Source organism: Gordonia sp. 852002-10350_SCH5691597, from assembly GCF_001665715.1.
GTDB classification, from domain to species: Bacteria; Actinomycetota; Actinomycetes; order Mycobacteriales; family Mycobacteriaceae; genus Gordonia; species Gordonia sputi.
Genome location: NZ_LZMO01000234.1, coordinates 1 through 26,342, shown reverse-complemented (window position 1 = coordinate 26,342; position 26,342 = coordinate 1). Strand labels below are relative to the sequence as shown.

The window sequence follows — 26,342 nt, the reverse complement described above, 5'->3', positions numbered from 1 at the left end:
TGGAGCGCTCCGGGTGTGTGAGCACCCGGCGTTATTCGCCTGCCGATCCGAGAGGGCCATGAGCGGCATCGGAGCAGTCCGATGCAAGCGGGGTGGTACCGCGCACGCGTCGTGCGTCCCCGTGCCAAGAGCACATGCACACGTCCTAGTGGACGTGCGAGCCAGGCACGAGGAGTCAGCGTGAGCGAGCAGTCAGAATCGGCAACACGTGTGTACCCGGTCGTCGACATGACCGGTGGCGTACGTAGTGGTGCGCCATCTTTCCCCGACGTCGAGCTCAACGTTCTCGACTATTGGAAGAACGACGACACGTTCGCCGCATCCATCGCCAATCGAGCCGACGCTCCGGAGTTCGTGTTCTACGACGGGCCTCCGTTCGCCAACGGCCTCCCCCACTACGGTCACCTGCTGACCGGTTACGTCAAGGATCTGGTACCGCGGTACCAGACGATGCGCGGCAAGAAGGTCGAGCGTCGATTCGGCTGGGACACCCACGGACTGCCCGCAGAACTCGAGGCCGAACGTCAACTCGGGATCACCGATAAGTCGGAGATCGAGAAGATGGGCGTCGAGAAGTTCAACGACTTCTGTCGCGACTCCGTGCTGCGCTACACCGGTGAGTGGCGTGACTACGTCACCCGTCAGGCTCGTTGGGTCGACTTCGACAACGATTACAAGACCCTCGACATCGACTTCATGGAGTCGGTGATGTGGGCATTCAAGCGGCTCTGGGACAAGGGCCTCATCTATCAGGGCTATCGCGTGCTGCCGTACTCCTGGTACGAGCAGACACCCCTGAGCAACCAGGAATCGAAGCTCGACGACGCGTACCGCATGCGCCAGGACCCCGCTCTCACCGTGAGCATGCCGCTGGTCGTCGACTCCGACGGTCCGCTGGCGGCGCTGGACGGGGTCAATGCGTTGATCTGGACCACGACGCCCTGGACTCTGCCGTCGAACCTCGCGATCGCCGTCAATCCCGATGTCTCCTATGTGCATGTGCGTGCGGCGGACGGGCGCGAGTACCTCCTCGCCGAGCCGCTGCTCGGCAGCTACGCGAAGGAGATCGTCGACCCCGAGGTGCTGGGCACGTATCAGGGGCGCGACCTGGAGGGGCTGGCGTACACACCGCCGTTCGACTTCTTCGTCGGGCACCCCAACGCTCACCGCATACTGCTCGGCGATTACGTGACCACCGACAGCGGTACCGGAATCGTCCATCTCGCACCGGCTTTCGGTGAGGAGGACATGGAGCTCTCGACGGCCAACGGCATCGAGGTCGTGCAACCACTCGACGCAGGTGGCCGATTCACCTCGCAGGTGCCGCCGTATGAGGGCCTCATGGTGTTCGACGCCAACGCGCCGATCATCAAGGACCTCAAGGCCGGTGGGTCGCGCGTCCTCGCCGGATCGGACGGGCACCAGGGGCGTGTGGTGCGGCACGAGACCATCGAGCACTCCTACCCGCACTCGTGGCGGTCGGGAAAGCCGTTGATCTACATGGCCGTTCCGTCGTGGTTCGTCGCGGTCGACCCGATCAAGGACCGCATGATCGAGCTGAACAAGCAGATCACCTGGTCGCCGGCACACATCCGCGACGGGCAGTTCGGCAAGTGGCTCGAGGGTGCACGCGACTGGAACATCAGCCGCAACCGCTACTGGGGCGCGCCGATCCCGGTGTGGATCTCCGACGACCCGGAGTACCCGCGTACCGACGTGTACGGCTCGCTCGACGAGCTCGAGCGCGACTTCGGCGTGCGCCCGAACAACCTGCATCGTCCCTACATCGACGATCTGACGCGGCCCAATCCCGATGACCCGACCGGGAATTCGACGATGCGCCGCGTTCCCGAGGTTCTCGACTGCTGGTTCGAGTCGGGCTCGATGCCGTACGCCCAGGTGCATTACCCGTTCGAGAATTCGGAATGGTTCGACGGGGCGAGTGACGGTTCGGAGCCTGCGCACAATCCGGGCGACTTCATCGTCGAGTACAACGGCCAGACGCGTGGATGGTTCTACAACCTGCACGTGCTCGCGACTGCGCTCTTCGATCGTCCGGCATTCAGAACCGTTGCGGCGCACGGCATCGTGCTCGGCGACGACGGCCAGAAGATGTCGAAGTCCAAGCGTAACTATCCCGACGTCAACGAGGTGTTCGACCGCGACGGCAGCGATGCGATGCGGTGGTTCCTGATGGCGTCGCCGATCCTGCGTGGCGGCAACCTGGTGGTGACGGAGAAGGGAATCCGCGAGGGCGTACGCCAGGCGTTGCTCCCGCTGTGGAATGCCTACAGCTTCCTGCAGCTCTACGCCGACCGGCCCGCCACGTGGCGCACCGACTCGTCGAACGTGCTCGACCGGTACATCCTGGCCAAGCTCGCCGTCACGCGTGACGCGATGACCGAGGCCCTCGACGTTTACGACGTCTCCGGCGCGTGTGATGCGTTCCGCGAGTTCGTCGAGTCACTCACCAACTGGTATGTGCGTCGATCGCGGGCGCGTTTCTGGGCGGGCCAGGATGAGGACCCGGAGGCGTTCGACACCCTGTACACGGTGCTTGAGGTTGCGAGTCGCCTTGCGGCGCCGCTGCTTCCGCTGGCGACCGAAGCCATCTGGCGTGGGCTGACGGGCGAGCGTTCGGTGCATCTGACCGACTGGCCGACGAGTGACGAACTTCCCGCCGACGCCGACCTCGTCGCTGCGATGGACGACGTGCAGGCGGTGTGCTCGACGGCGTCGAGCGTGCGCAAGGCCAACAAGCTCCGTGTGCGACTTCCGTTGCCGCAGTTGACCGTCGCGTCGCCCAACGCCAATCGTCTCGCGCCCTACACCGATCTGATCGCCGACGAGATGAACGTCAAGTCGGTCGAATTGTCCACTGAGGCAGATCGATACGGTCACTACGAGCTCGCGGTCAACGCGCGCGCCGCAGGACCACGCCTTGGCAAAGATGTACAGCGCGTCATCAAGGCGGTCAAAGCGGGGAACTGGAGCGTGCGGACCGCCGACGACGGTACCGAGATCGTGTCGGCCGACGGCATCGACCTGGAGCCGGGCGAGTACAGCAGGAAACTCGTTGCGGAGGAACCGGATTCGACGGCCGAACTCCCCGGCGGGGGCGGACTCGTCGTCCTGGATACGAACGTCACCGAAGACCTAGAGTCGGAGGGTTGGGCGAAGGACCGCGTGCGTGAACTCCAGGAGGCACGTCGCGGTCTTGGGCTCGACGTGTCGGATCGCATCGAGGTGCGCTTCGTGGTGCCCGAGCCGCGACTCGAGTGGGCTCGACGCCACGCCGACATGATCGCCGGTGAGGTGCTCGCGACGTCGTTCGTAGTCGAATCGGCAGACGACTCCGGTGCGGGAGCGATCGAACTCGGCGACGGGGTGACGGCGGACGTCAAAAAGCGAGCTGAGTAGCCCGCCGATCAACATTGGTCGTCGAAGAGCAGTGACAGGACGGCGTCGACCTGCGTGGTGAACAGCGCGTCGGGATGTGTGAAGGTGTCGGCGCCGTACTGTCCGAAGACCTCGAGGCTGATCCCGCCGATGATGGTTGCCCATAGGGTGGTCGCCGCGGCGACCACCTCTGCGGGCATGTCGACGCCGAACTCGTCGAGGATCTGGCGCATGTCGGCGGCGACCGCCGGCGAGATCGATGGCAGCTGCGCGCGCAGTGCGCCATCGCGGTGGGCTGCCGCCAACTCGACGACGAGTCGGCCGACCACGCGCGTTCCGGGGACCGTCGTACGCTCGGCCGGTGCCGAGTACCCGGGCACCGGACTGCCGTACAGCAGCGCCCATCGCGCGGGATCGGTGAGTGCCCAGGCGCGCATCGCAACGGCCATGCGCCGCAAGCGCTTCCGCGAGTCGCTGACGCCGTCCGGGCTGTCAGCGTCAGCGGCGGCGTCGACGGTGTCGGCGACGTCGTTGTAGCCCTCCACCAGAAGCAGGGTCAACAAGTCGTCGCGGCTGGGTACGTAGCGGTAGACGGCCGACGAGACGACGCCGAGGTCGCGAGCGATCGCCCGTAGCGAAAGCCCGGCAGCGCCCTGCGTGCGCAGGTGCTCGCGGCCGAGCCGCAGGATCTCGGCCTCCATCGCCGCGCGATTGTCAGCGCGCGTCTTTCCCGTTGCCATGAGGCCAGTCTGCCAGATCAGAGAGCGGTGCTCTTGCACTTCCTCGGCGAAGAGCGCATGCTCAATGGAGAGCGGTGCTCTCGGTTCGGGCAAGGTTTTCACTCGCAATGCCTTCCCATGCACTGCTTCACATACAACGTCGAGGAGTAACCGTCATGCAATCAACGCAACACCACGTCACGCCCGGCCGCTCGGACCGCGTCTTCAATTCCGTCGTTCGCTGGCTCGCCGACCGTGGGGTCAACCTCGCCGGTGCACAGACGCTGACCGTCGTCGGACGAAAGTCTGGTGCACCACAGAGCATTCCGGTGAATCCCATCGCGCTCGACGGTCGCGAGTACCTCGTGGCGGTACGCGGCAACACCCAGTGGGTGCGCAATGCCCGAGCCGCGCGGACCGCGCACCTGCGTCGTGGTCGCAACGATCGAAGGGTCACGCTCAGCGAGGTCGATGTCGCCCACCGCGGTCCGATCATCCGCGCGTACCTGAAGCGATGGGGATGGGAGGTCGGCCGATTCCTACCCGACGGCATGACCACCGACCCATCCGACGACGAACTGCACACACACGCGGCGTCGATCCCGGTTTTCGCCGTCGGCAGGGCGACCACCGGGTAAGTCCCTGACGTGACGTGAATCGGCCTGCCTAGTCTTGATGTGTGTCAGCAGTGTCCGGTTCGTCCTCAGACGGGGAACGCAGCACCCGGTGGGTGATGCATCTGGACATGGATGCCTTCTTCGCCTCGGTGGAGCAGTTGACGAGACCGACCCTCGCGGGACGCCCGGTGCTCGTCGGTGGCACCGGGGGCCGCGGTGTCGTCGCGGGCGCCAGCTACGCCGCACGTCGATTCGGTGCGCATTCGGCGATGCCGATGCATCAGGCACGACGCCTCGTCGGAGCGTCGGCGGTGGTACTGCCACCGCGCGGCTCGGTGTACCGCGTGGTGAGCAGCAAGATCTTCGGGATCGTGCGTGACGCGGTGCCGGTCATCGAGATGCTGTCCTTCGACGAGGCTTTCGGCGAACCCGTCGATCTCGTCGGTGCCTCCGCCGCCGACGCCGAGGCGTTCGCGCAAGAGATCCGTAGGCGCATCTTCGACGGCGTCGGGTTGGCGGCTTCCGTCGGTGTCGGCAGCGGTAAGCAGATCGCGAAGATCGCCTCGGGAATGGCCAAACCCGATGGGGTCATGGTCATTCCGCCGAGCAGAGAACTCGACTTCCTCCACGCACTGCCGGTACGCAAACTCTGGGGAATCGGGCCCGTCTCCGGAGAACGGTTGGCGCGCCTGGGTATTGACACGATCGGCGACCTTGCCGCGATGTCCGACCTCGAAGTAGCGTCGGTGCTCGGCTCCAGCGTCGGACCAGCACTGCATCTGCTCGCGCGTGGACACGACGACCGGCCCGTCACCGAGCGCGCAGCGGCCAAACAGATCAGCGCCGAATCGACCTTCGCGCGCGACATCGTCGACCTCGCAGGCCTGCGACCCGCAATCGACAAGTCGGCGGCCGACGCGCACCGTCGACTGCTTTCCGACGGACGCGGTGCGCGCACCGTCGTGCTGAAACTCAAGCGTTCGGATATGTCGATCCTGACCCGATCGTCGACGCTGCCCGCCGCGACGACCGATCTCGACACCCTCACATCGATGGCCCGACGACTCGCTCTGGACCCACAGACCGTCGGCCCGATACGCCTTGTCGGAGTGGGCTTCTCAGGTCTGTCGACCGTCGAGCAGTACGTGCTCTTCGGCGACGGCGATATTGCACCAATCGCCGACATCGCACGGATGCCCCCAGATCTCGACGCCCCAGATCTCGAAGCAGTGGTGTCCGTCGACACGGCTGCACCCTCGGACGGATTCGAAACCACCCACTCTGCCGTCTCCGACAGCGGTGCCGAATCGGCCCTCTCCGACAGCGGGAGCTGGGCGACGACAGGCGTCGACGTGGTGCATCCCGAGTTCGGGCACGGCTGGGTGCAGGGGAGCGGACACGGTGTGGTGACCGTGCGATTCGAAACGCGGGCAACAGGACCCGGCGTCGCGCGCACGTTCGCAGCCGACGATGGCGCGTTGCGACGCGGCGACCCGCTCGACAGTCTCGCGTGGCCCGATGTACCGCGCTGAGCCCTCAGGCCACGACGATCAGGTGGCGGGCTCGGAACGGCGGAAGAAGTCGGCGACGTCGTCGGCGTCATGTCCCGTCGACAGCAGCGCGATCAGTGCCATGCGCGCCTGTGGCGCACGCAACCACCGGGACACCACGGCGCCTGCGCGTTCGAGGTCGACGGCTCCGCCACCGCCGCCATAGGTCGCGACCACCGGGCCGTACGGCACACGGGTCGTGACGACGACGGCGACCCCCGCGCGTCGCGCGGCGACAACCTCGGCGGTGATGTCGGGATGCGTGTTGCCCGAACCCGTTGCCGCGAGCACGATTCCCGACGCACGCTGTGCGACGGCCGCGGCGATGATTCCCGCGGCGACGCCGGGGTACAACGCGTAGGTGTCCACGCGGGCGAGACGTTCGGGCATCGGGTCGCCGACCAGGGGGCGCGGCAGTGCGTCGTGCACGGTGTCGAAGGCCTCGGTCGCGGTGGTCGACACTTTGAACGCTCCCCGAACGGGCAGCACGCGTCCGCCCAATGCCAGCACTACGCCGCGGCCACGGCTAGCCGGATCGGCCGCCACCTCGATGGCCGCAGCGATGTTCGCGGGTCCGTCGGCGTCGGGGGCGTCGGCGGGGTATTGCGCCCCGGTGAACACGACGGGCCGGGGATCGTCGGAGACGAGGTCGGCCAAGAACGCTGTCTCCTCCATCGTGTCGGTGCCGTGGGTGACGACGACCCCGGTCACGTCACCGTCGTCGAGTGCGGCCTTGACCGCGCGCACCACCTGCGCCTGTTGGGTCACCGTGATCGCCGAACTGTCGACCGACATGAGGTCGACGGACTCGATGAGTGGAGTGAGAGCGTCGGGCGTCGGCGCGTCGGCGAGGAGTTCGGACGCGGTCAGCACCGGAATCGCCCCGTCCGCGCTCTGGCGAGCAGCTACCGTTCCGCCCGTGGTGATGAGCGCGATTCGGGGTTGCGTCATGCCAGACAGCGTCCCCGGAACCGATGTCGGACGTCAACCGTTGCACTCGTCGGCACTGCTCGTGCGACACCGTAATGCTCACCGACGATCGTTGTCACGCACGATCTCGGCGGGTACGTGTCGTTGGGTGGAGTCGATGTGTTTGGCATAGTGGTGTGAGTTTGTGGCCACGGGGGTGGACGCGGTGACCGGAGTGACGGTCGCTGTGAACCGCGGACGACCGCGCCCGTCACCGCCGAACACGATCATCGCCGACGTTGAAATGTGAGGAAGATCCTTGAAGTTCCCTAAATTCGTAGGTGCCGCCGTCATGACCGTGGCAGTTGCCACGTCCCTCGCGGCATGCAGCAGCAGCGACGATTCCGACGACGTCCCCACGGTCGCTGCGACGACCAGTGCTGCCGCGACGTCCGAGGCCGCCGCGTCGGGTGCCGACGCCGGGGTCACCAACCCCAACGTCCGCCCGAGTGTCGCCACGCTGAACGCGATGTTGAACAAGGCGCTCGACCCCAATGTGCCCAACTCGGAGAAGACCGATCTCGTGCAGGGTTCCGAGAAGGATCCCCAGCTCTTCGACAAGCTGGTCAAGGCGCGTGAGGACAACAAGGACGTCACCTACCAGATCTTCCCGCCCGTGATCCCGGCCGGCCCGAACAAGGCAACCGTGAAGGTTCAGGTGAAGCTCCCCGACAACCCGCCGACCAAGCTCGACGCCCAGATCGTGTACGACGGCGGACGGTGGAAGCTCGCCAGCGACTCGGTGTGCCCGATCCTGTCCGGCAACAACATCAAGAGCGCCATGTGCACCAAGTGACTCAAGTGCACGCCTGAGCGCGCATGCACCACAACGAGAGCCCCTGTCCCGCGCGGGACAGGGGCTCTCGTGTGTGTGAGGGAGCTCTCTACTTCCAGGAGTAGGAGAAGCCGATCTTCTGGAGCAGTGGATTGGCAGGGTCGGCTCCGACAAGTTCACGCGCACCCGTGTACGTGCCCGAGCCGCTGATCGGCAGACCGCGCGTCACGTCGGAGACAAGGGTTCCCGAACCGGTGTAGGAGTAGCGGGAGATGGTCAGCGTGGTGTCGGAGCCGGGAATCGCATACACCGAGTTGACCGGTGATTCTTCGGTGGTGAAGTCGATGGTCACGCGGTTGCCGTCCCACGCCTTGAGTGTCGCGGTGATCGTCTGGGTCAGCGTTGTGGCGGCCGTGATGGTCCGCTCGGTTCGCCACGTCGCACCCACCCCGATCGGCTCGGTGGGCAGAGGAATCGAGTTCTGGAACGCCTGAACCAGCGACTGCTCGATGGCACTTCTCGCCTCCGAACCCGAATCCTTCGTCGGGATCAGTCGCAGCGAGACCGGAGCGGCGCCCGGTCCGAGCGCCACACCCGCCTTCGCGTCCTTGGTCGCCTTCAGTTGGTCGTTCAACGTCGGGTCGGGCGAGGTCGACGCGCCCAGTGTCATCTCGAGATCGGTGTTGTCGGTGCAATGGAACGACGCGGTGATCGGGATGTCGACGGTCTGCTCGGTCGTGCCGTCGGCCGCTGTGACAGACGACGTCGTCGACAACGTCGAATGTTGTGGCGTTGCGCGGTTCGGGGCGCTGCCGACCACGCGGTGTGGCTGGTTTCCGGTGGATGTGACAGTGACCGCCGCGGGTGGGATCGGGATCAGGTTGGCGTCGCGTTGCCCGGAGGTCGAGGTGGTCGTGCAGCCCGCTTGGGCTCCGGACGGCTGCCCCGATCCGGCATCCGACTCCGAGTCGCTGCCGCATCCCGACACGAGGAGCACACTCGCCAGTGCCGCTGCGGTCGATCCGAGCGTGACCCGGCGGCGAACCGAGCGGCGTCGAGGGGGTGGTTCATGGACAGTTCGACGGGTCGGATCGGACACGCCAGTCAGCGTATTGCACGTGTCAGGGATGATGGTGGGGTGGATGACCGACCCGACCAGACGCACGACCTCTCCGACGACCGGGAAACCAGCGAGAACGACCGCAGTGGGATGCTGCGCAGCTCGACCTCGGTGCTGGTATTGCTCGCGGGCATCGCGTTGGCGGTGATCGCGCTCGACGTGATCACCAAGTCGCTGGTCGTCGCGCTACTCGACCCGGAGCGCCCGGTGCACATCATCGGTGATGCCGTCACGCTGCGGCTCGTGCGCAACAGCGGCGCGGCATTCTCGATGGCGTCCGGCTACACCTGGGTATTGACGCTGATCGCCCTCGCGGTCGTGGTGGTCATCTTCCGGTTCAGCCGCAAACTCCGCTCGGGGTGGTGGGTCCTCGGTCTCGGGCTGGTCCTCGGCGGTGCCATCGGCAACCTGATCGATCGGATCTTCCGTGACCCCGCACCGCTGCGCGGACACGTCGTCGACTTCATCTCGGTCGGCTGGTGGCCCGTGTTCAACGTCGCCGACTCGGCGGTTGTGTGCGGTGCCGTGCTACTCGTCGTGCTGTCGCTGCTCGGATACGACTACGACGGCTCGCGGTCGGGCTTTGCCGCTCGGCGCGCCGCGAAAGTCGAGGCCGAGAATGCGTGAATCGCGTTCCATGCCGGTTCCCGACGGGATCGCGGGCATGCGCCTCGATGCCGGGGTGTCCCGCATCCTCGGCCTCTCGCGAACCGTCGTGGCCACTCTCGCCGATGCGGGTGATGTGACCGTTGACGGCATCGCGGTCGGCAAGTCGCACAAGCTCGCAGCGGGTAGTTGGCTCGATGTATTGCTTCCCGAGCCGGACGAGCCGTTGCGGGTCGAGCCGACGCCGGTCGAAGACCTCTCGGTGATCTATCACGACTCCGACATCATCGTCGTCGACAAGCCCGTTGGCGTCGCGGCCCATCCGTCGCTGGGATGGAGCGGACCCACCGTCGTGGGCGCGTTGGACGCCGCGGGATTCCGGATCTCGACCTCGGGCGCGGCTGAACGGCAGGGCATCGTGTCGCGTCTCGACGTGGGCACGTCGGGGTTGATGGTGGTCGCGGCGTCGGAGCACGGATACACGTTGCTCAAACGCGCGTTCCGCGACCGTGAGGTCGAGAAGGGCTATCACGCGCTGGTGCAGGGCCATCTCGATCCGCCGACCGGAACCATCGACGCGGCGATCGGCCGTCATCGGGGAGCCGACTGGAAATTCGCGGTGACCGCGAACGGCAAGCCGAGCATCACCCACTACGACACGCTGGAGATGTTCGCCGCGGCGTCGCTGCTCGACATCCACCTCGAAACGGGACGGACGCACCAGATTCGCGTGCACTTTTCTGCGCTGCACCACCCATGCTGCGGTGACCTGACCTACGGAGCCGATCCGGTGTTGGCCGCGCGACTCGGGCTCGAGCGCCAGTGGCTGCACGCTCGTTCGCTCGGGTTCGCCCATCCTGCCGACGGACGTTGGGTGGAGTTCGTCAGTCCCTATCCGGCCGACCTGCAACACGCTCTGGACGTCCTGCGCGACACGTGAGTGCACGCCCGCGCCGACACGCCGCGGGCGACACTCCGGGGATCCTCGCCTCATCTGTCACAGCCTGGCGCGGCATGTTCGTGAGTGTCAGAGGGGAGTCCTACAGTGGTTGAGGTCGATCAGTGGTCGGGATCGATCAACAACGCTCAGCAACACACGCACGTTCAGTGACGTCTGTCCAGGACGTTCCTTCGAGGTGAGAGGCATCCGTGGCCGGTTCGTTTGTCCACCTGCACAACCACACCGAGTACTCGATGCTCGACGGTGCAGCAAAGGTGTCGCCCCTGTTCGCGGAGGCCAAACGCCTGGGCATGACCGCGATCGGCATGACCGACCACGGCAACATGTTCGGTGCAAGTGAGTTCTACAACACCGCGATCAAGAACGAGATCAAGCCGATCATCGGCATCGAGGCCTACATCGCACCGGAGTCGCGGTTCGACACCAAACGCATCCAGTGGGGTACGCGCGACCAGAAGGGCGACGACGTCTCGGGTTCGGGCGCCTATACCCACATGACGATGGTCGCCGAGAACGCGACCGGTCTGCGTAACCTGTTCAAGCTGTCGTCACTGGCGTCCATCGAGGGCCAACTCGGCAAGTGGGCCCGCATGGACGCCGACCTCATCGCCGAACACGCCGAGGGCATCATCGCGACCACGGGGTGTCCGTCCGGCGAGGTCCAGACCCGTCTGCGTCTCGGTCATGACCGCGAAGCTCTCGAAGCGGCCGCCAAATGGCAGGAGATCTTCGGTAAGGAGAACTTCTATCTCGAGTTGATGGAGCACGGACTCGAGATCGAGCGCCGTGTGCGTGACGGCCTGCTCGACATCGGCCGCAAGCTCGGCATCAAGCCGATCGTCACCAACGACTGCCACTACGTCACGAAAGACCATGCCGCGAGCCACGAGGCGCTGCTGTGTGTGCAGACCGGTAAGACGCTGACCGACCCGACACGATTCAAGTTCGACGGCGACGGCTACTACCTGAAGTCCGCCGACGAGATGCGCGCCCAGTGGGATTCGGTCGTCCCCGACGCCTGCGACAACACCCTCGAGATCGGCGACCGGGTGCAGTCCTACACCGACGTCTTCACCCACCGCGACCGCATGCCGATCTTCCCCGTTCCCGACGGCGAATCGCAGCAGACGTGGCTGCGCAAGGAAGTGGCCAACGGTCTCGCCGAGCGTCGTTTCCCCGGCGTCGAGGTACCAGAGGAATATCTGCGTCGCGCCAACTACGAGCTCGACGTCATCATCCAGATGGGTTTCCCCGCCTACTTTCTCGTGGTCGGCGACCTCATCCGGCACGCCCACGAGGTGGGTATCCGCGTCGGCCCAGGCCGTGGTTCCGCGGCGGGCTCGCTGGTCGCGTGGGCGCTCGGTATCACCAACATCGACCCGATCCCGCACGGACTGCTGTTCGAGCGATTCCTCAACCCCGAGCGTGTGTCGATGCCCGATATCGACATCGACTTCGACGACCGTCGACGCGGCGAGATGGTTCGCTACGCCACCGACCGGTGGGGCAGCGACAAGGTCGCCCAGGTCATCACCTTCGGCACCATCAAGACCAAGGCCGCGATCAAAGACTCCGCGCGAGTTCAGTTCGGCCAGCCCGGCTTTGCCATTGCCGACAAGATCACCAAGGCGTTGCCGCCGCCGATCATGGCCAAGGACATCCCGGTCTGGGGTATCACGAACCCCGAACATGAGAGGTTCGGCGAGGCCACGGAGGTCCGCACTCTCATCGAGACCGATCCCGACGTCAAGAAGATCTACGACACCGCGATCGGACTCGAAGGCCTGATCCGTAACGCGGGCGTCCACGCGTGCGCGGTGATCATGTCCTCCGAACCACTCACCGACGCGATCCCGGTGTGGAAGCGCGCACAGGACGGCGCGATCATCACCGGCTGGGACTACCCGTCGTGTGAAGCCATCGGTCTGTTGAAGATGGACTTCCTCGGTCTGCGCAACCTGACCGTCATCGGCGACGCGCTCGAGAACATCAAGCTCAACCGAGGCATCGATCTCGACCTCGACACCCTGCCGCTCGAAGACACCAAGACCTACGAGCTGCTGGCCAAGGGCGACACCCTCGGTGTGTTCCAGCTCGACGGCGCGGCGATGCGCGAACTGCTGAAGATGATGCAACCCACCGGCTTCGAAGACATCGTCGCCGTGCTCGCGCTGTATCGCCCCGGACCGATGGGCGTGAACGCGCATACCGATTACGCCAAGCGTAAAAACGGGCTGCAGCAGATCAAGCCGATCCATCCCGAACTCGAAGAGCCGCTCAAGGAAATCCTCGCCGAGACCTACGGTCTGATCGTCTACCAAGAGCAGATCATGCAGATCGCTCAGAAGGTCGCGGGCTATTCGCTCGGTCAAGCAGACCTGCTGCGCCGCGCGATGGGCAAGAAGAAGAAGGAGATCCTCGACGAGGCCTATGACGGCTTCGCAGAGGGGATGCGCAACAACGGCTTCTCCCAGGCTGCCATCACCGCCCTGTGGGACACGGTGTTGCCCTTCGCCGGCTATGCGTTCAACAAGTCGCACGCGGCGGGCTATGGTCTGGTCTCCTTCTGGACCGCCTACCTCAAGGCGAACTACCCGGCCGAATACATGGCCGGCCTGCTCACCTCCGTCGGCGACGACAAAGACAAGGCGGCCATCTATCTCGCCGACTGCCGGAAGCTGGGCATCACTGTGCTCCCTCCGGACGTCAACGAGTCGCAGCACAACTTCGCCGCAGTCGGAACGGACATCCGCTTCGGTCTCGCCGCGATTCGCAACGTGGGTTCGGGCGTCGTGTCGTCGATCCTCGCCGCCCGCGACGAGAAGGGGAAGTTCACCAGTTTCTCCGACTACCTCAACAAGATCGATGTCACGGCGTGCAACAAGAAGGTCACCGAGTCGCTGGTGAAGGCGGGCGCATTCGATTCGCTCGACCATCCGCGCAAGGGTCTGTTCCTGATCCATGTCGAGGCGGTCGAGTCGGTCATCGGCACCAAGAAAGCCGAAGCGATCGGACAGTTCGACCTCTTCGGCGACGCGGGGGGTGGAGCCGACGACACCATGGCCGAGGTGTTCGCGGTCAAGGTGCCCGACCAGGAATGGGATTCCAAGCACAAGCTCGCACTCGAACGAGAGATGTTGGGGCTCTACGTGTCCGGGCATCCGCTCAGCGGCGTCGAACACGCGATCGCGGCGCAGACCGACACCTCGATCACGCAGTTGCTCGAGGGCAACATCTCCGACGGTGCACAGATCACCATCGGCGGCATCATCTCGTCGGTGACCCGCAGGGTGAACAAGAAGGGCGAGCCGTGGGCGGCCGTCACACTCGAGGACATGGTCGGTGGTGTCGAGGTCTACTTCTTCCCGCGCGCTTTCCAGACCTACGGGATGGACATCGTCGCCGACAACATCGTGTTGGTGAAGGCGCGCGTCAACATGCGCGACGACTCGATGATGATCAGCGCCAACGACCTCGCCGTTCCCGATCTCAACGCCGCGGGGGCCACCAAACCGGTCGCGCTGACACTTGCGGCTCGCGCCTGCACGCCCGATCGCGTGCAAGCGCTCAAGCAGGTACTCACCCGACATCCGGGCCCGGCCGACGTGCACGTGACGCTGGTCAGTGATGAGCGGTCGACCGTGCTGAAGTTGACCGAGTCGTTGCGCGTCACGCCCAGTTCGGCCCTGATGGGCGATCTCAAGGCGCTACTCGGGCCGACCTGCCTGGGCTGACCGACACGGGTACGCTCCAGCAATGCCCGGCCACATCATCGTGCACGGCGATGACGCCCTCACCGAGCGCATCACCGAAGAACTACGGCTCGCAGGAGCGACCATCGTGGTGCTGCACGATCCGGCAGAACTGCCGGACGTCGGCGTCGAAACCGCCGCGGCCGTCGTCTGCGCCGGTTCCGACGACGCGCTCAACCTCGAGATCGCCCTTCTGACACGCCAACTCAGCGCCGAGGTGCGCGTCGTGACCAACCTGTCGAGCGGCGTCCTACGCGACGCTGTCGCCCTCGGCAACGGTCCGGGCGCGGTGCTCGACGTCGCCGAGCTCGCGGGTCCGTCGGTGGTCGAGGCGTGTCTCGGCCGCACCACGCACCCGATTCCGGTGGCGGGCAACGACTTCCTCGTCGCGGGTGACTACGCGTCCCGCGACGCCACGTTGCGCGAACTCTACGGCGACCTCGCTCCCGTCGCCGTGCTTCGCGGTGAGAACAGCCCTGACGAGGGGGAGGTCGTTCCCTCGCCCGGGCGCGATCTCGCTGTGACAGCGGGCGACTGGGTCGCGATGATCGGCACCGCCGACGAGTTGGCGCACCAGAACATCGCAGTCAAGGAAGGTCCCGAGCGTGTGCATCGTAGAAGCGGCCGCCCGGTTCTGTTGCGTCTTCTCGGTGGCCTTCGGGGATTTCGAGACGACGTGAACCCCAACCTGTTCCGTGCGCTCGGCGTCTCGCTGGCCCTGCTGCTGGGGGCCACGGTCCTGCTGCGGTTCACCTACCACCGGCCGGGGATGAGCTTCGTCGACGCGCTCTACTTCTCCACCGAGACCATCGCGACCGTCGGCTACGGCGACTTCAGCTTCGTCGGTCAGCCCACGTGGCTGCGACTCTTCTCGATAGCGCTCATGTTCGCAGGAATCACCACGACGGCGATCCTGATGGCCTTCGTTGCCGACCTGCTCCTGTCGCGCCGTATCGGGACATCGGCCGGACGCCGACGCGCGAGCCAGATGTCGGGCCACGTGATCGTGGTCGGTCTCGGCTCATTCGGAATCCGTGTCGCCACCGACCTCGTCGCGCTCGGTTATCCGGTTGCGGTGGTCGAGCGCAATGACGACAACCGCTACCTCGCTGCGGCAGCAGAACTCGACATTCCGGTCGTCTTCGGTGATGCGACGCTCCGCAGCACGTTGAACGACGCCGGACTCGCGCGGGCGCGGGCCGTCGCCGTGCTGACACACGATGACATGGTGAACATCGAGAGCGGCATCGTGCTGCGCGAACTGCTCGGCGCACGGTGGTCCCGCGGCGCCGACGGCCGACCTGGGGTGCCGGTCGTCATGCGCGTCTACGACCACTCGCTCGGTAAGGCCGTCGCGCATCGCTTCGGATTCCAGAACGTCCGATCGACGGTCGAACTGGCGGCGCCGTGGTTCATCGGGGCTGCGCTGGGGCTCCAGGTGATCTCGACCTTCTCCGTCGGACAGCGCTCGTTCATGGTCGGTGGTTTGTTCATCCGCGCCGGGAGTCCCCTTGACGGCATGACCATGGCCGACCTGCCGACGCGCACACGGATCATCGCCATCGTGCGGGGCACCGACACCATCGTGCATCCCCGCCGCGACGATCGCCTCGCCGCAGACGACACCGCGTACCTCGTCGGTCCCTACCACGAGCTCTTCGACACCCTGCGTGACGGGCGCTGACGCGAGCTGACCAGCAATGATCGGTTGGTCACTCCGAAAGGTTTCGGGTCACCGAATATTTTCTCGCGGGTATGTCTATACTCGACGCAAAGCCCACCCGAACGGGTAGACGAACTCCCCAGCAGAATCGTTGCGAGGTATCCGATGGCAATTCTGATCGAGTCCAACGGAGCTCACCGAGGTCGCGCAACCGGCGCCGGCCACACGATCGACATCGCCGGAGTGAACTGGCCCGTGCACAAGCTCTACTCAGCAGTGGCGGCCGCAGTGGTCGCGCTTGTCGCACTCGTCGTGACCTGGTCGCCCGAGATTGCCGCATGGTCGTCGGCCGCGGCAGGCGTCGCGGTGTGGATCGTCGCGGCGAGCCTCACGCGCGAGTCGGCTCAGCGGCCGGGGAACGCCGCGACCGACCCGGCTGAGTAGCCACTCGGGATCTCGTAGATCCGTCCGTCGAAGCCTGCTCGGTACAGATGTCCGGCCGAGAAGCCACTCGCGGAACGACCGTACGACACCACGCTCGACAACGGCAGTCCGCTCGCGAGGACGCAATAGCGTCCCGGTGAGGTGATCCGCACGATCTGACCACCCGCGTTGAACGGAACCACCGGACGGTCGGCGGCGTCGAGTGTCAATCCGTCGGGTGCGGCGAGCGCGTCGGCGCCACCGAGCGTCAACAGACTCTGCACGATGCGCGGATTGCCGGTCGAGATCCGGCTGACTCCCGGATTGCTGAATGTGCGTGACACGTACAGGAAGCTGTCGTCGCGGTTGAGTACCGCTCCGTTGGCGCTCGGGATCGAAGCCCAGTTGGCCTGGACCGCCCCGGCGGGCGTGATGCGTCCGACCAAGTTGCCGAAGTCGTTGGTGGCGTACACATTTCCGCGTGCCGACACATCCATTCCGTCGGCTGCGGAGAGGCCGCCGACCCACGGGCGCAGGGCGAGGTTGTTGACGTCGAGCCGAGCAATTGCGCCGGGACGGATCGCATCGCCCAGGAAGACGCGTGGGTCCGACCCGTAGCCGACGAGGAGTGTGCCGTCCGGGGTCCACGCGAGTGCTCCCGCGCCACCGGAGGGAACCTTGGCGATCGGCACGGCACCGGCGCCGGGTCGATCGAGTCGGAAAACCCGGCCGCTGACCAGGTCGGTGGTGTAGAGCCGTCCGCGCGAATCGACAGTCAGTCCCTCCAATGCTGCTCCGGGAACAGTTCCGACGAGCCGCGCAGGTGCTGCGCCACCCGGACACGGCGCCGCGGCACCCGCGGTGCCGGTGCCGGTGACGGCGGTGACGATCACCGTCGCGCATACAGCTGCGCAGGCGGTGGCAAGAGCTGTGGTCCGCCGAAGGGGTCCGGTCCGAAGGGCTGCCATGGGAACGCGGTGTCGGAGCATGCCGACCTCCTGCTTGTTTTCGGCCGCGGAGCGGCGAGTTCGGTTTCCGCCGCGGAGCGGCGAGTTCGGTCCCGCCGCGATGCGGTGAGTGTGTCGCCACTGGGCTGGACGACGGCGTGTCGAGGACGACGCGGCGAAATGGGTGGACGTCACCGATGCTACGTCGGTCGGGTCGCCCGACGAGGGATTTCGTGAGGTGAGACCATGAGAGCGTGAGTACGCAACACCTCGGAATCGACAATTCGCAGCCCACGACGTCGGATCAGCAGCTCTGCGCCGACGCGATCGAAGCGGCTGTCGAGCGAATTTCGCCCGCGGTCACGCGCACCCCGCTAGAGGCCGTCCCACGAATCTCGGAGGCGTACGGCGCACGGATTCATGTCAAACGCGAAGACCTGCAAACCGTTCGGTCCTACAAGATCCGCGGCGCGTACAACACCATGTCGCTGCTGTCCGACGACGAGCTCGCGCCGGGCGTCGTCGCGGCCAGTGCAGGCAACCACGCACAGGGCGTCGCCTACGCCTGCCGCACGATGAAGGTGCCCGGCCGCATCTACGTCCCGACGACCACGCCGAAGCAGAAGCGCGACCGTATTCGCTGGCACGGAGGCGAATTCGTCGAACTCATCGCGGTCGGCGACACCTACGACGCTGCCGCGGCGGCCGCGCAGGACGATGTGATCCGGACCGGCGCCGCATGGATTCACGCCTTCGACGACCCGCGCACCGCGGCCGGTCAGGGCACCAGTGCGGTGGAGATCGTCGAGCAGCTCGGCAGGGTTCCTGACGTCGTCGTCCTTCCGGTCGGCGGGGGCGGCTGCCTGGCGGGTATCGCCACCTATCTGCGGTCGAAGTCCGACGACGTCGCGATCATCGGTGTCGAACCGTACGGTGCGGCATCGCTGTCGGCGGCGTTGGCGGCAGGAGGGCCGGTCACGCTCGAGGAGATAGACCCGTTTGTCGACGGCGCGGCGGTCAAGCGGATCGGCGCACTCGGTCACCATGCACTCGCCTCGATGGGCGCGACCGTCGCTGATCATCCCGAGGTGCGCCGACAGGTCGCGCGCCAGGGCGGAACGTCGCACGTGCCGGTGCTGTCCGTCGACGATCCACTGGTCGTGACAGCGGGTACCACCCACATCACCCACGTCGACGAGGGCGCGATCTGTTCGACGATGCTCGACCTCTATCAGAACGAGGGAATCATCGCCGAGCCCGCGGGCGCACTGGCCGTCACCGGGCTGTCGAGACTGTCGCTGCCCGCCGACGCCGACGTCGTCTGCCTGATCTCCGGCGGCAACAACGACGTGTCGCGGTACAACGAGATCATCGAACGGTCCCTCGTCCACAAGGGGCTCAAGCACTACTTCCTCGTCGACTTCCCGCAGGAACCGGGTGCGCTGCGCAGGTTCCTCGACGAAGTCCTCGGTCCCGACGACGACATCACGGTGTTCGAGTACGTCAAGCGCAACAACCGTGAGACGGGTGCGGCGCTCGTCGGCATCGAGCTCGGTTCACCGGAGGGGCTCGGCGACCTCATGGAGCGGATGTCACACTCCCGACTCAACTGCGAGCGACTCGAGCCGGGCTCGTCGGCGTACAACTATCTGACCTGACCGTCGTTTCTGACCTGACCGGCCGGATTCTGCTCCTACGTCAGCGCGCTCTGGTGCCGACGACGAGGTTGTGGCCTCCGCTGTGCAGGCCGTCGTCGGTGATGTCGACGTCGGCCCAGGTCAGTGCCGGTTCGAGCGGGATCGGCACGGTGGTTGGCTCTGCGCCGATCACCGCGACGACGGTCTGGTCGCCACGATGCATCGCGAACCAGCCGGCCTGCTCGTCGTACTCGACGTCTATAGAGGCAAAGGAGTTGTCGGCGAACGCGTTTCGTGTTTTCCGGAGTTCGATGAGTGCACGGTAGAACTCGAGTACCCGCGCGTGGATTCCGGTGTCGGGTTCGCTCCAATCGAGCTTCGAGTCGGCAAATGTCTGCGGTGATTGTGGATCGGGGATCTCGGCGCTGTCCCAACCGTGCTCGGCGAACTCGGCCTTGCGTCCCTCGGCGGTTGCGCGGCCGAGCTCGGGCTCGGGGTGCGAGGTGAAGAACTGGAACGGGGTGCTCGCCGCCCACTCCTCACCCATGAACAGCATGGGCGTGAAGGGGGAGAGGAGCACCAACGCGGCCTTGATGGCGAGCTGCCCGGGATCGAGATAAGCCGACGGGCGGTCGCCGATGGCGCGGTTGCCGATCTGGTCGTGGTTGCAGGTGTAGGCGAGTAGTGCCGTTGCCGGGATCTCGTCGGTCGGTATCGGCCTGCCGTGATGTCGTCGCCGAAACGACGAGTAGGTGCCATCGTGAAAGAAGCCGCCGCGCAACACCTTTGCCAGGGCCTGATAGCTGCCGAAGTCGGCGTAGTAGCCCTGCCGTTCGCCGGACACCAGGCTGTGGATGGCGTGGTGGATGTCGTCGTCCCACTGCGCCGTCAGACCGTATCCGCCGCGATCACGCGGTGTGATCAGACGCGGGTCGTTGAGGTCGCTTTCGGCGATCAGCGACAGCGACCTGCCGAGTTCGGCTGCGAGGGAGTCGGTTTCGAGAGCGAGCTCCTCGAGGATGTGTAGCGCGCGGTGGTCGTTGAGGGCGTGCACGGCGTCGAGTCGCAGGGCGTCGATGTGGAAGTCGCGGAACCAGCGAAGCGCATTTTCGACGATGTAGTCGCGGACAGTGTCCGAGTCGGGGCCCGCGAGGTTGGGTCCTGCGCCCCACGACGTCGCCCCGTCGCTCAGATACGGCCCGAAGTCGGGTAGATAGTTTCCCGACGGGCCCAGATGGTTGTAGACGACGTCGAGAACGACCCCGAGTCCCCGTGCGTGGCATGCGTCGACGAACCGCGCGAGCGCGTCCGGCCCTCCGTAGGACTCCTGGACCGCGTACCAGTCGACGCCGTCGTATCCCCATCCGACGTCGCCGTTGAACGCATTGACCGGCATGAGTTCGACGAAGTCGACGCCGAGGTCGACGAGGTGGTCGAGTTTGTCGATGGCGGCGTCGAGTGTCCCGGTGGGAGTGAAGGTACCGACGTGAAGCTCGTAGATGATCGCGCCGAGAATCGACCGCCCGCGCCATCCGTCGTCGGTCCAGATCGATTCGTCGACGACGTGCAACGCCGACATGTCGTGCACACCGTCCGGCTGGCGGACAGACCTGGGGTCCGGACGCACGGGAGCGTCGCCGTCTGTGTCGTCGGACAAGATTCGGAAGCCGTAGCGACGGCCTGTATCCGACTCCGACGGCGCGCCGGAATCGGAACCGTCCTGAGTGTTGACCCGCCACCAGCCCGGAGCGTCGGACACTCGCGTCATCGGACTGCCGTCGGTGTCCGGCGAGTCGGTCACGAGAACGACAGCATTCGCGGCCGGGGCCCACACCTCGATGTCGCCAATGAAGCGGGGAGGGGTGAACCGTCTCGACGGCGCGCTTGTGTGCACGTCTTCCTCCGACCTCGAGGCTCCTGTCGCCGGGATGTCTGCGTCGACAGGGCCGAGCAGTTCGGGGTTGGTCTGCATGGCCCCAACGGTAGATCCGCTGGCGGCCGGGCGCCGACTCGCCACCATGTGACCCATCGCACATGACGTCAGCGCGGCGATGTATATTACCGCGCAGTTAGATAAGTGAACTCTGGCGAACGACCGCTTGTTGGCATAGCGCCAACAGTGGCATGATTGCCGGCAGCGTGCGGCACCGCACAACATGGGCAGGGGTGGTTGTCATCGAGAGTCGGGCATGAGTGAAACCGCGGAGCGCGAGAGTGCGGCGCCAGAACGTGGCGTGACCATCCGGTCTCGCCACAACGGCGCTGCGGTGTGGTTTCGCGAGCATGTCGTGGCGTCGTTCGACACGTTCGGGCGGCAACTCGGTCTGTTCGTCGAGGTGTTCCGAACCCTGTTCGTCGATATCGCCAAGCGACGGTTTCCGTTCGCGGAGTTCATCCGTCAGTGCGCGTTCATGGCCAGCACGTCCGTGTTGCCGACCCTGCTCGTCGCCATCCCGATCGGCGTGATCGTGTCGATCCAGGTCAGCAACATCGCAGGCCAGATCGGAGCGACGTCGTTCTCTGGTGCGGCAACCGGTCTTGGTGTGATTCGACAGGGTGCACCGCTGGTGACGTCACTGTTGCTCGCGGGCGCCGTCGGCTCGGCCATCGCCGCTGACCTCGGCTCGCGGACGATCCGCGACGAGATCGATGCGATGAGGGTGATGGGTGTCAATCCGATCGAACGACTCATCTCGCCGAGGCTCCTCGCGACGATGGTCGTTAGTTTTCTGCTGTGTGGCTTTGTGTGCTTCGTCGGCTTCATCACCGGCTACGTGTTCAACGTGTACTTCCAGGGCGGCACGCCCGGTAGCTACACCGGGACCTTCGCATCGTTCGCCTCTGTCTCCGACCTCTCGTTCGCGCTCACCAAATCGGTCATCTTCGGGGCGATCGGGGCGATCGTCGCCTGCGACCGCGGGTTGTCGACCAAGGGTGGGCCTGCGGGCGTGGCGAATTCGGTCAATGCCGCCGTCGTCAACTCGGTGCTTCTCCTGTTCACGGTGAACGTCATTCTCACGCAGATGTTCGCTCTCCTCGTCCCGACAAAGGTGGTGTGAGGTGACCGCATCACGGTATGTGCCACCGGTTCTACGTCCGCTCGGCGCGGGCAAGATAGTCGTCACCGCACCGCGCGACGCACTCGCCAGGATGGGGCATCTCGTCACGTTCCTCGTGCGGTCGATCGGTGCTGTGCCGCTCACCTTCACCCACTACCGCAAAGAGGTGTGGCGCCTGCTCTCCGACGTCGCATGGGGCAACGGGGCGATCGTGGTCGGCGGTGGAACCGTCGGCGTGATGCTCATCCTCGGTGTCATGGGTGGGGCGACTGTGGGTATCGAGGGCTACACCGCGCTGAATCTGCTCGGCATGGCACCGGTGACCGGTGGACTCTCGGCCTTCGCGACCACCCGCGAGATCGGACCACTACTCGCAGCGACCGCGTTCACGGCACAGTCGGGATGCCGGTTCACCGCGCAGCTGGGATCGATGCGGATCAGCGAGGAGATCGACGCACTCGAATCGATCGCGATCCGACCGATGCCGTATCTCGTGACCACGCGGATGCTCGCGGCCGTGATCGCGATCGTGCCCCTCTACTCGGTGTCGTTGGCCGCGAACTACATCGCCTGCCAAGTCATGTTCCAGCTCCAGAGCGGCAAGGGGGCAGGTGACTACCTTTCGTATTTCGACTCGTTCATCCGCTCTCAGGACGTGCTCTTCTCGTTCATCAAAGTGATCATCTTCGTGCTGCTGACCACCTTCATCCAGTGCTACTACGGATATTTCGCGTCGGGCGGACCCGAGGGGGTCGGCGTCGCAGCGGGCCACGCGATCCGACTCGCGATCATCGTCATCGTCTTCGCGAACCTCATCATGACGCTCGTCTTCTGGGGCATGTCGTCCGGCGTTCGGATATCGGGATGAGGGGGGACCGATGAACATCGCCACCGACGGACGCAACCCGTCGCTGCGCCAGTACGTTCTGCGTGGGCTGATCTTCGTGGTTGTTCTCGCCATCATGTTCGTCGTCCTGTTCATGCGCTATCAGGGTGCGTTCGACTCGGTCGTCGGGGTGCACGCCGAGATGGAAGACATCGGCGACGGGCTCGTCGACAGCGCGGATGTCCGGTACAACGGCCTGATCGTCGGCGAGGTCAAGACCATGCAGCTCTCCACCGAGACAGGGGCGGGCGGCAAACAGATCAAGGTTGTCGACATCGACCTCGATCCCTCTCAGGCCGAGGGCATTCCGGCAAACGTGACAGCGCGGACGGTGCCGTCGAATCTGTTCGGCGTGAACTCGGTGGAGTTCGTCGCCCCCGAACAGCCGGCACCAGAACATCTTTCCGACGGCGCCAACATTCCCGCAGACCGGTCACTTCCGACCATCAAGCTGCAAGACGCGCAGAACGATCTGCGTACGCTGCTGACGGCTGTCCCGCCCGAGCAACTCGCGTCTGTGCTCGGCACCATCGCGGATGCGCTGCACGGTGGTGGCGCGGTGTTCGGGATGTTCTCCGGCGAACTCAAGACATACTTCGAATCACTCAACGCGCAGTTCCCGGCGGGGGCACCGTCGGGTTTCGACAACTTCAACGATTCAGTACTCGGACTGGCGAAGTCGGCGCCCGAACTACTGAACACACTGGGCCGCAGCGTCATCCCCGCTATGACCGTCGCATCACATCAACGTGACATCACCGCGCTCCTCACCGCGGCGTCGACCACGCTGGATCAGGCGCAGACCCTGTTCGCGCGCAACGGCGACGTGGCCAAGCGATTGGTTCCCGATCTCGACACGATGATCGGCGCAGTGACACTCGAGCCGAACTCGCTTCCGCAGGCGCTCACCGCGCTCAACCAACTGGCTGCCAAGGCGGTCACGGTGTTCACCGGACTCAACGGCCATGTTCAGGTCAACGTCGGTATCAGTTTCGGTGCGCTGCAACAGTACTCGCGCGCGAACTGTCCGGTCTACAACGGCGGTCCGTACGGTCAGGCGCGCGGTCCGGGATGTATCGGACCGGGAACAGGCACCGGTCCCACCAGTTCGGGGCCGCTGCTCGTTGCGCCGGCCTCCAACCAGCAGGGATCGGGCCAGGCATCCGATGACGGCGACCGGTCGTCGGCAGGTGCGATCACCACCGGAGCAGACAACCAGACACTGACAACGGCACTCGACCGCGCACCGCGTGCGGCCGACACGCTGATGCTCGGCCCACTCGTGCAGTCCGTGTCACTCGAACAAGAACACGACGGCAACGGCACGGGGGGAGGACGATGAGCGCGGTCGAGGGGTCGATCCGAAAGCCGTTGATAGGATTCACCATCTTCGCGGTGGTCGCATTGTTGCTGACGTACATCATCTATTCGACGCTCGAGCGTTCCGTGTCGGGTCCGACGCGCGACTTCTCGGCGTACTTCAACGACGCGTCGGGCCTGCTCTCGGGCGACGACGTGCGGATGGCAGGTGTTCGAGTCGGCCGCGTGCAGTCGATCGACCTCGACCACGGGCGTGCCAAGGTGACGTTCGAGGTGCAACAGGACCAGCCGGTGTTCACCACGACGCAGGCCGCGATCCGATACCAGAACCTCGTCGGGCAGCGCTATCTCGCGCTCTCACGCAAGGACGCGGCATCCGAGGCGCCGTTGTCTCCGGGCTCGACGCTGCAGCAGCCCTCGCAGGATTCGTTCGACGTGACGAAGTTGCTGGCAGGATTCCAGCCGGTGTTCGACACGTTGCAGCCCGAACAGGTCAACGCACTGTCCAACGGCTTGATCCAGGCATTCCAGGGCGACACCGTATCGCTGAACACGACCGTCGCGCAGATCAGCAAACTCGCCTCCGACATGGCCAACCGCGACGTCGTGATCGGAGCGATCATCGACAACCTCAGCGGCGTGATGCGCGACCTCTCGGTGCAGAAGAGTCAGCTCACCGGGGTCGTGACCAGCGTCGCGTCGCTCATCGAGAAACTCAACGCGAACTCGGCCGCGCTGGGGAAGTCCGTCGACCAGATCGGGAGAACCGCAGCAGGCTTCGCAGATGTGCTCGGTCGGTCGCGCACAGATCTGGCGGCGGCCGCGAACAACACCAGGTATGCGACGAACGGGCTGATCTCGGCGGGCGCGTCACTCGACCAGACCGTGGTCGATCTGCCGAAGTTCCTCGCGCTCCTACCGAAAGCGATGCAGGAGGGGGCGTATCTGAACGTGTACGCATGTGATCTCGACATCTCGATAGGCAACGTCCTGCTGCCTCCTGGAATCCTCAACAAAGTCGGCGGCACCAAGCACTCTCCGGTGTGCCAATGAGCGGGCGCATGCGCAGGAGCTTCAGCAGGCACCGTCGTACGTGGTACGGCGTCATCGGTGCCGCCGTGATCGTGGCGCTCATCCTGCTCGTCACCGGGATCGGGCAGGCGCACATCGGGAAGAAGTCGTACACAGCCGATTTCGCCCAGGCCGGGGGTATCCGGCCGGGCGACAAGGTGCGCGTTGCGGGAATCGACGTCGGTGAGGTTGCCGACACCTCGCTCGAGCGTGATCACGTCAAGATCACCATGAAGGTCGATCGCGATGTGAACGTCACCTCCAATGGTTCCGCTGAAATCAAGATGTCGACGCTGCTCGGACAGCGCTACATCGATGTGTCACTGGGGAATTCGTCGCAACCCGCGCCCGATGGTCGGATCGCCAAGACCGCGGTGCCCTACGACCTGCAGAAGACTCTCGAAGTGGGCACGCCGGTGATCGCCGGTGTCGACGACAAAGCGTTGGCGCAGAGCATCACAACGCTCAACGCGCAGCTCTCGGATGCGCCTGCGCTTGCCCGACCGACGATCGATTCGCTCGTCGAGATGTCGAAGATCATCACCAACCGCAAAGACCAGATCACCCAACTGCTCGCCGACACGAACACGGTGACCTCGGTGGTGAACGATACCCAGACGCAGCTGGCGGTCATCGTCGGTCAGGGTGGACAACTCGCTCAGAAGATCGTCGCGCGTGAGGCGTTGGTGACAAAACTCCTCGATGGTGTTGCGGCGCTGGCTGATGGTGTTGAGGTTCGCCAGGATCGGCGCGAAGCTGTTGCCGTTCTCGGCGGCGACGGCTCGCGTCTGATCAGCCAGCGCCGCAACACCATCGAGGAGTTTTGTCACCAACGCCTCACGCGCGACGATCTTCTGAGCGAGTTGTC

Annotated in this window: 20 protein-coding genes; 15 read left to right on the top strand and 5 right to left on the bottom strand. The window is 65.3% G+C overall.

All coding sequences use genetic code 11. The features are described 5' to 3' along the window. Positions 1 to 228 precede the first annotated feature (228 nt). Complete coding sequence (gene ileS, locus A5777_RS17330) at positions 229 to 3,420, top strand: isoleucine--tRNA ligase (RefSeq protein ID WP_156527329.1); 3,192 nt, start codon at positions 229 to 231, stop codon at positions 3,418 to 3,420. 8 nt (positions 3,421 to 3,428) lie between these two features. On the opposite strand, the gene A5777_RS17325 is transcribed toward ileS, so the two are convergent. Beyond that, positions 3,429 to 4,139, bottom strand: coding sequence for a TetR/AcrR family transcriptional regulator (locus tag A5777_RS17325; protein ID WP_064863599.1), 711 nt, complete (start codon positions 4,137 to 4,139; stop codon positions 3,429 to 3,431). 155 nt (positions 4,140 to 4,294) lie between these two features. Between A5777_RS17325 and A5777_RS17320 the strand changes: the two genes are divergently transcribed. After that, entirely contained in the window at positions 4,295 to 4,756 is a 462-nt protein-coding gene (locus A5777_RS17320; protein WP_064863583.1) for a nitroreductase/quinone reductase family protein, read from the top strand. A gap of 95 nt (positions 4,757 to 4,851) precedes the next feature. Then, entirely contained in the window at positions 4,852 to 6,267 is a 1,416-nt protein-coding gene (locus A5777_RS17315; protein ID WP_064863582.1) for a DNA polymerase IV, read from the top strand. A gap of 18 nt (positions 6,268 to 6,285) precedes the next feature. Here the strand turns inward: A5777_RS17315 and A5777_RS17310 are convergent, their stop codons facing one another. Next, positions 6,286 to 7,236 (bottom strand): asparaginase, encoded by a 951-nt coding sequence (locus tag A5777_RS17310; protein ID WP_064863581.1) that lies wholly within the window; start codon positions 7,234 to 7,236, stop codon positions 6,286 to 6,288. A gap of 277 nt (positions 7,237 to 7,513) precedes the next feature. Here A5777_RS17310 and A5777_RS17305 point away from each other — a divergent pair, with 277 nt between their 5' ends. Continuing rightward, positions 7,514 to 8,050 carry a hypothetical protein gene (locus A5777_RS17305; protein ID WP_064863580.1) on the top strand — a complete coding sequence of 179 codons (537 nt, stop codon included), beginning with the start codon at positions 7,514 to 7,516 and terminating at the stop codon, positions 8,048 to 8,050. Between the two features lie 88 nt (positions 8,051 to 8,138). On the opposite strand, the gene A5777_RS17300 is transcribed toward A5777_RS17305, so the two are convergent. Beyond that, a complete protein-coding gene (locus A5777_RS17300) occupies positions 8,139 to 9,128 on the bottom strand; it encodes a hypothetical protein (RefSeq protein WP_082933726.1) in 990 nt (329 codons plus the stop codon). Positions 9,129 to 9,167: 39 nt separating this feature from the next. Between A5777_RS17300 and lspA the strand changes: the two genes are divergently transcribed. The 5 genes from lspA (at position 9,168) to A5777_RS17275 (ending at position 16,575) form a co-directional block, all read left to right on the top strand. Next, a complete protein-coding gene (gene lspA, locus A5777_RS17295) occupies positions 9,168 to 9,776 on the top strand; it encodes a signal peptidase II (protein ID WP_064863579.1) in 609 nt (202 codons plus the stop codon). Beyond that, entirely contained in the window at positions 9,769 to 10,695 is a 927-nt protein-coding gene (locus tag A5777_RS17290; RefSeq protein ID WP_064863578.1) for an RluA family pseudouridine synthase, read from the top strand. The genes lspA and A5777_RS17290 overlap by 8 nt, the downstream gene beginning before the upstream one ends. A 209-nt stretch (positions 10,696 to 10,904) precedes the next feature. Next, entirely contained in the window at positions 10,905 to 14,450 is a 3,546-nt protein-coding gene (gene dnaE, locus A5777_RS17285; RefSeq protein WP_082933724.1) for a DNA polymerase III subunit alpha, read from the top strand. A 22-nt stretch (positions 14,451 to 14,472) separates the two neighbouring features. Next, positions 14,473 to 16,152, top strand: coding sequence for an NAD-binding protein (locus A5777_RS17280; protein ID WP_064863577.1), 1,680 nt, complete (start codon positions 14,473 to 14,475; stop codon positions 16,150 to 16,152). Between the two features lie 144 nt (positions 16,153 to 16,296). Continuing rightward, positions 16,297 to 16,575: a hypothetical protein gene (locus A5777_RS17275; RefSeq protein ID WP_064863576.1), complete on the top strand. Its 279-nt coding sequence runs from the start codon at positions 16,297 to 16,299 to the stop codon at positions 16,573 to 16,575. Here A5777_RS17275 and A5777_RS17270 read toward each other — a convergent pair. Next, complete coding sequence (locus A5777_RS17270) at positions 16,536 to 17,522, bottom strand: SMP-30/gluconolactonase/LRE family protein (protein WP_064863596.1); 987 nt, start codon at positions 17,520 to 17,522, stop codon at positions 16,536 to 16,538. The two genes, A5777_RS17275 and A5777_RS17270, sit on opposite strands and share 40 nt — an antisense overlap. A gap of 233 nt (positions 17,523 to 17,755) precedes the next feature. On the opposite strand from A5777_RS17270, the gene ilvA reads away from it, so the two are divergent. Next, positions 17,756 to 19,159 carry a threonine ammonia-lyase IlvA gene (gene ilvA / locus A5777_RS17265; protein ID WP_442903056.1) on the top strand — a complete coding sequence of 468 codons (1,404 nt, stop codon included), beginning with the start codon at positions 17,756 to 17,758 and terminating at the stop codon, positions 19,157 to 19,159. A gap of 40 nt (positions 19,160 to 19,199) precedes the next feature. Here ilvA and treZ read toward each other — a convergent pair whose 3' ends face one another. Further along, positions 19,200 to 21,110, bottom strand: a complete 1,911-nt coding sequence (treZ, locus tag A5777_RS17260; RefSeq protein ID WP_231895106.1) for a malto-oligosyltrehalose trehalohydrolase — start codon at positions 21,108 to 21,110, stop codon at positions 19,200 to 19,202. A gap of 217 nt (positions 21,111 to 21,327) precedes the next feature. On the opposite strand from treZ, the gene A5777_RS17255 reads away from it, so the two are divergent. The 5 genes from A5777_RS17255 to A5777_RS17235 all read left to right on the top strand — a co-directional run. Further along, positions 21,328 to 22,197 (top strand): MlaE family ABC transporter permease, encoded by an 870-nt coding sequence (locus A5777_RS17255; RefSeq protein ID WP_156529411.1) that lies wholly within the window; start codon positions 21,328 to 21,330, stop codon positions 22,195 to 22,197. A 1-nt stretch (position 22,198) separates the two neighbouring features. After that, entirely contained in the window at positions 22,199 to 23,065 is an 867-nt protein-coding gene (locus A5777_RS17250; protein ID WP_064863575.1) for an MlaE family ABC transporter permease, read from the top strand. Between the two features lie 10 nt (positions 23,066 to 23,075). Further along, positions 23,076 to 24,425, top strand: coding sequence for an MlaD family protein (locus tag A5777_RS17245; protein ID WP_064863574.1), 1,350 nt, complete (start codon positions 23,076 to 23,078; stop codon positions 24,423 to 24,425). Beyond that, positions 24,422 to 25,456 carry an MCE family protein gene (locus A5777_RS17240; protein ID WP_064863573.1) on the top strand — a complete coding sequence of 345 codons (1,035 nt, stop codon included), beginning with the start codon at positions 24,422 to 24,424 and terminating at the stop codon, positions 25,454 to 25,456. Before A5777_RS17245 ends, A5777_RS17240 begins: the two co-directional genes overlap by 4 nt. 8 nt (positions 25,457 to 25,464) lie before the next feature. Further along, a partial coding sequence (locus A5777_RS17235) for an MlaD family protein (protein WP_231895105.1) occupies positions 25,465 to 26,342 on the top strand: 878 nt, incomplete at its 3' end.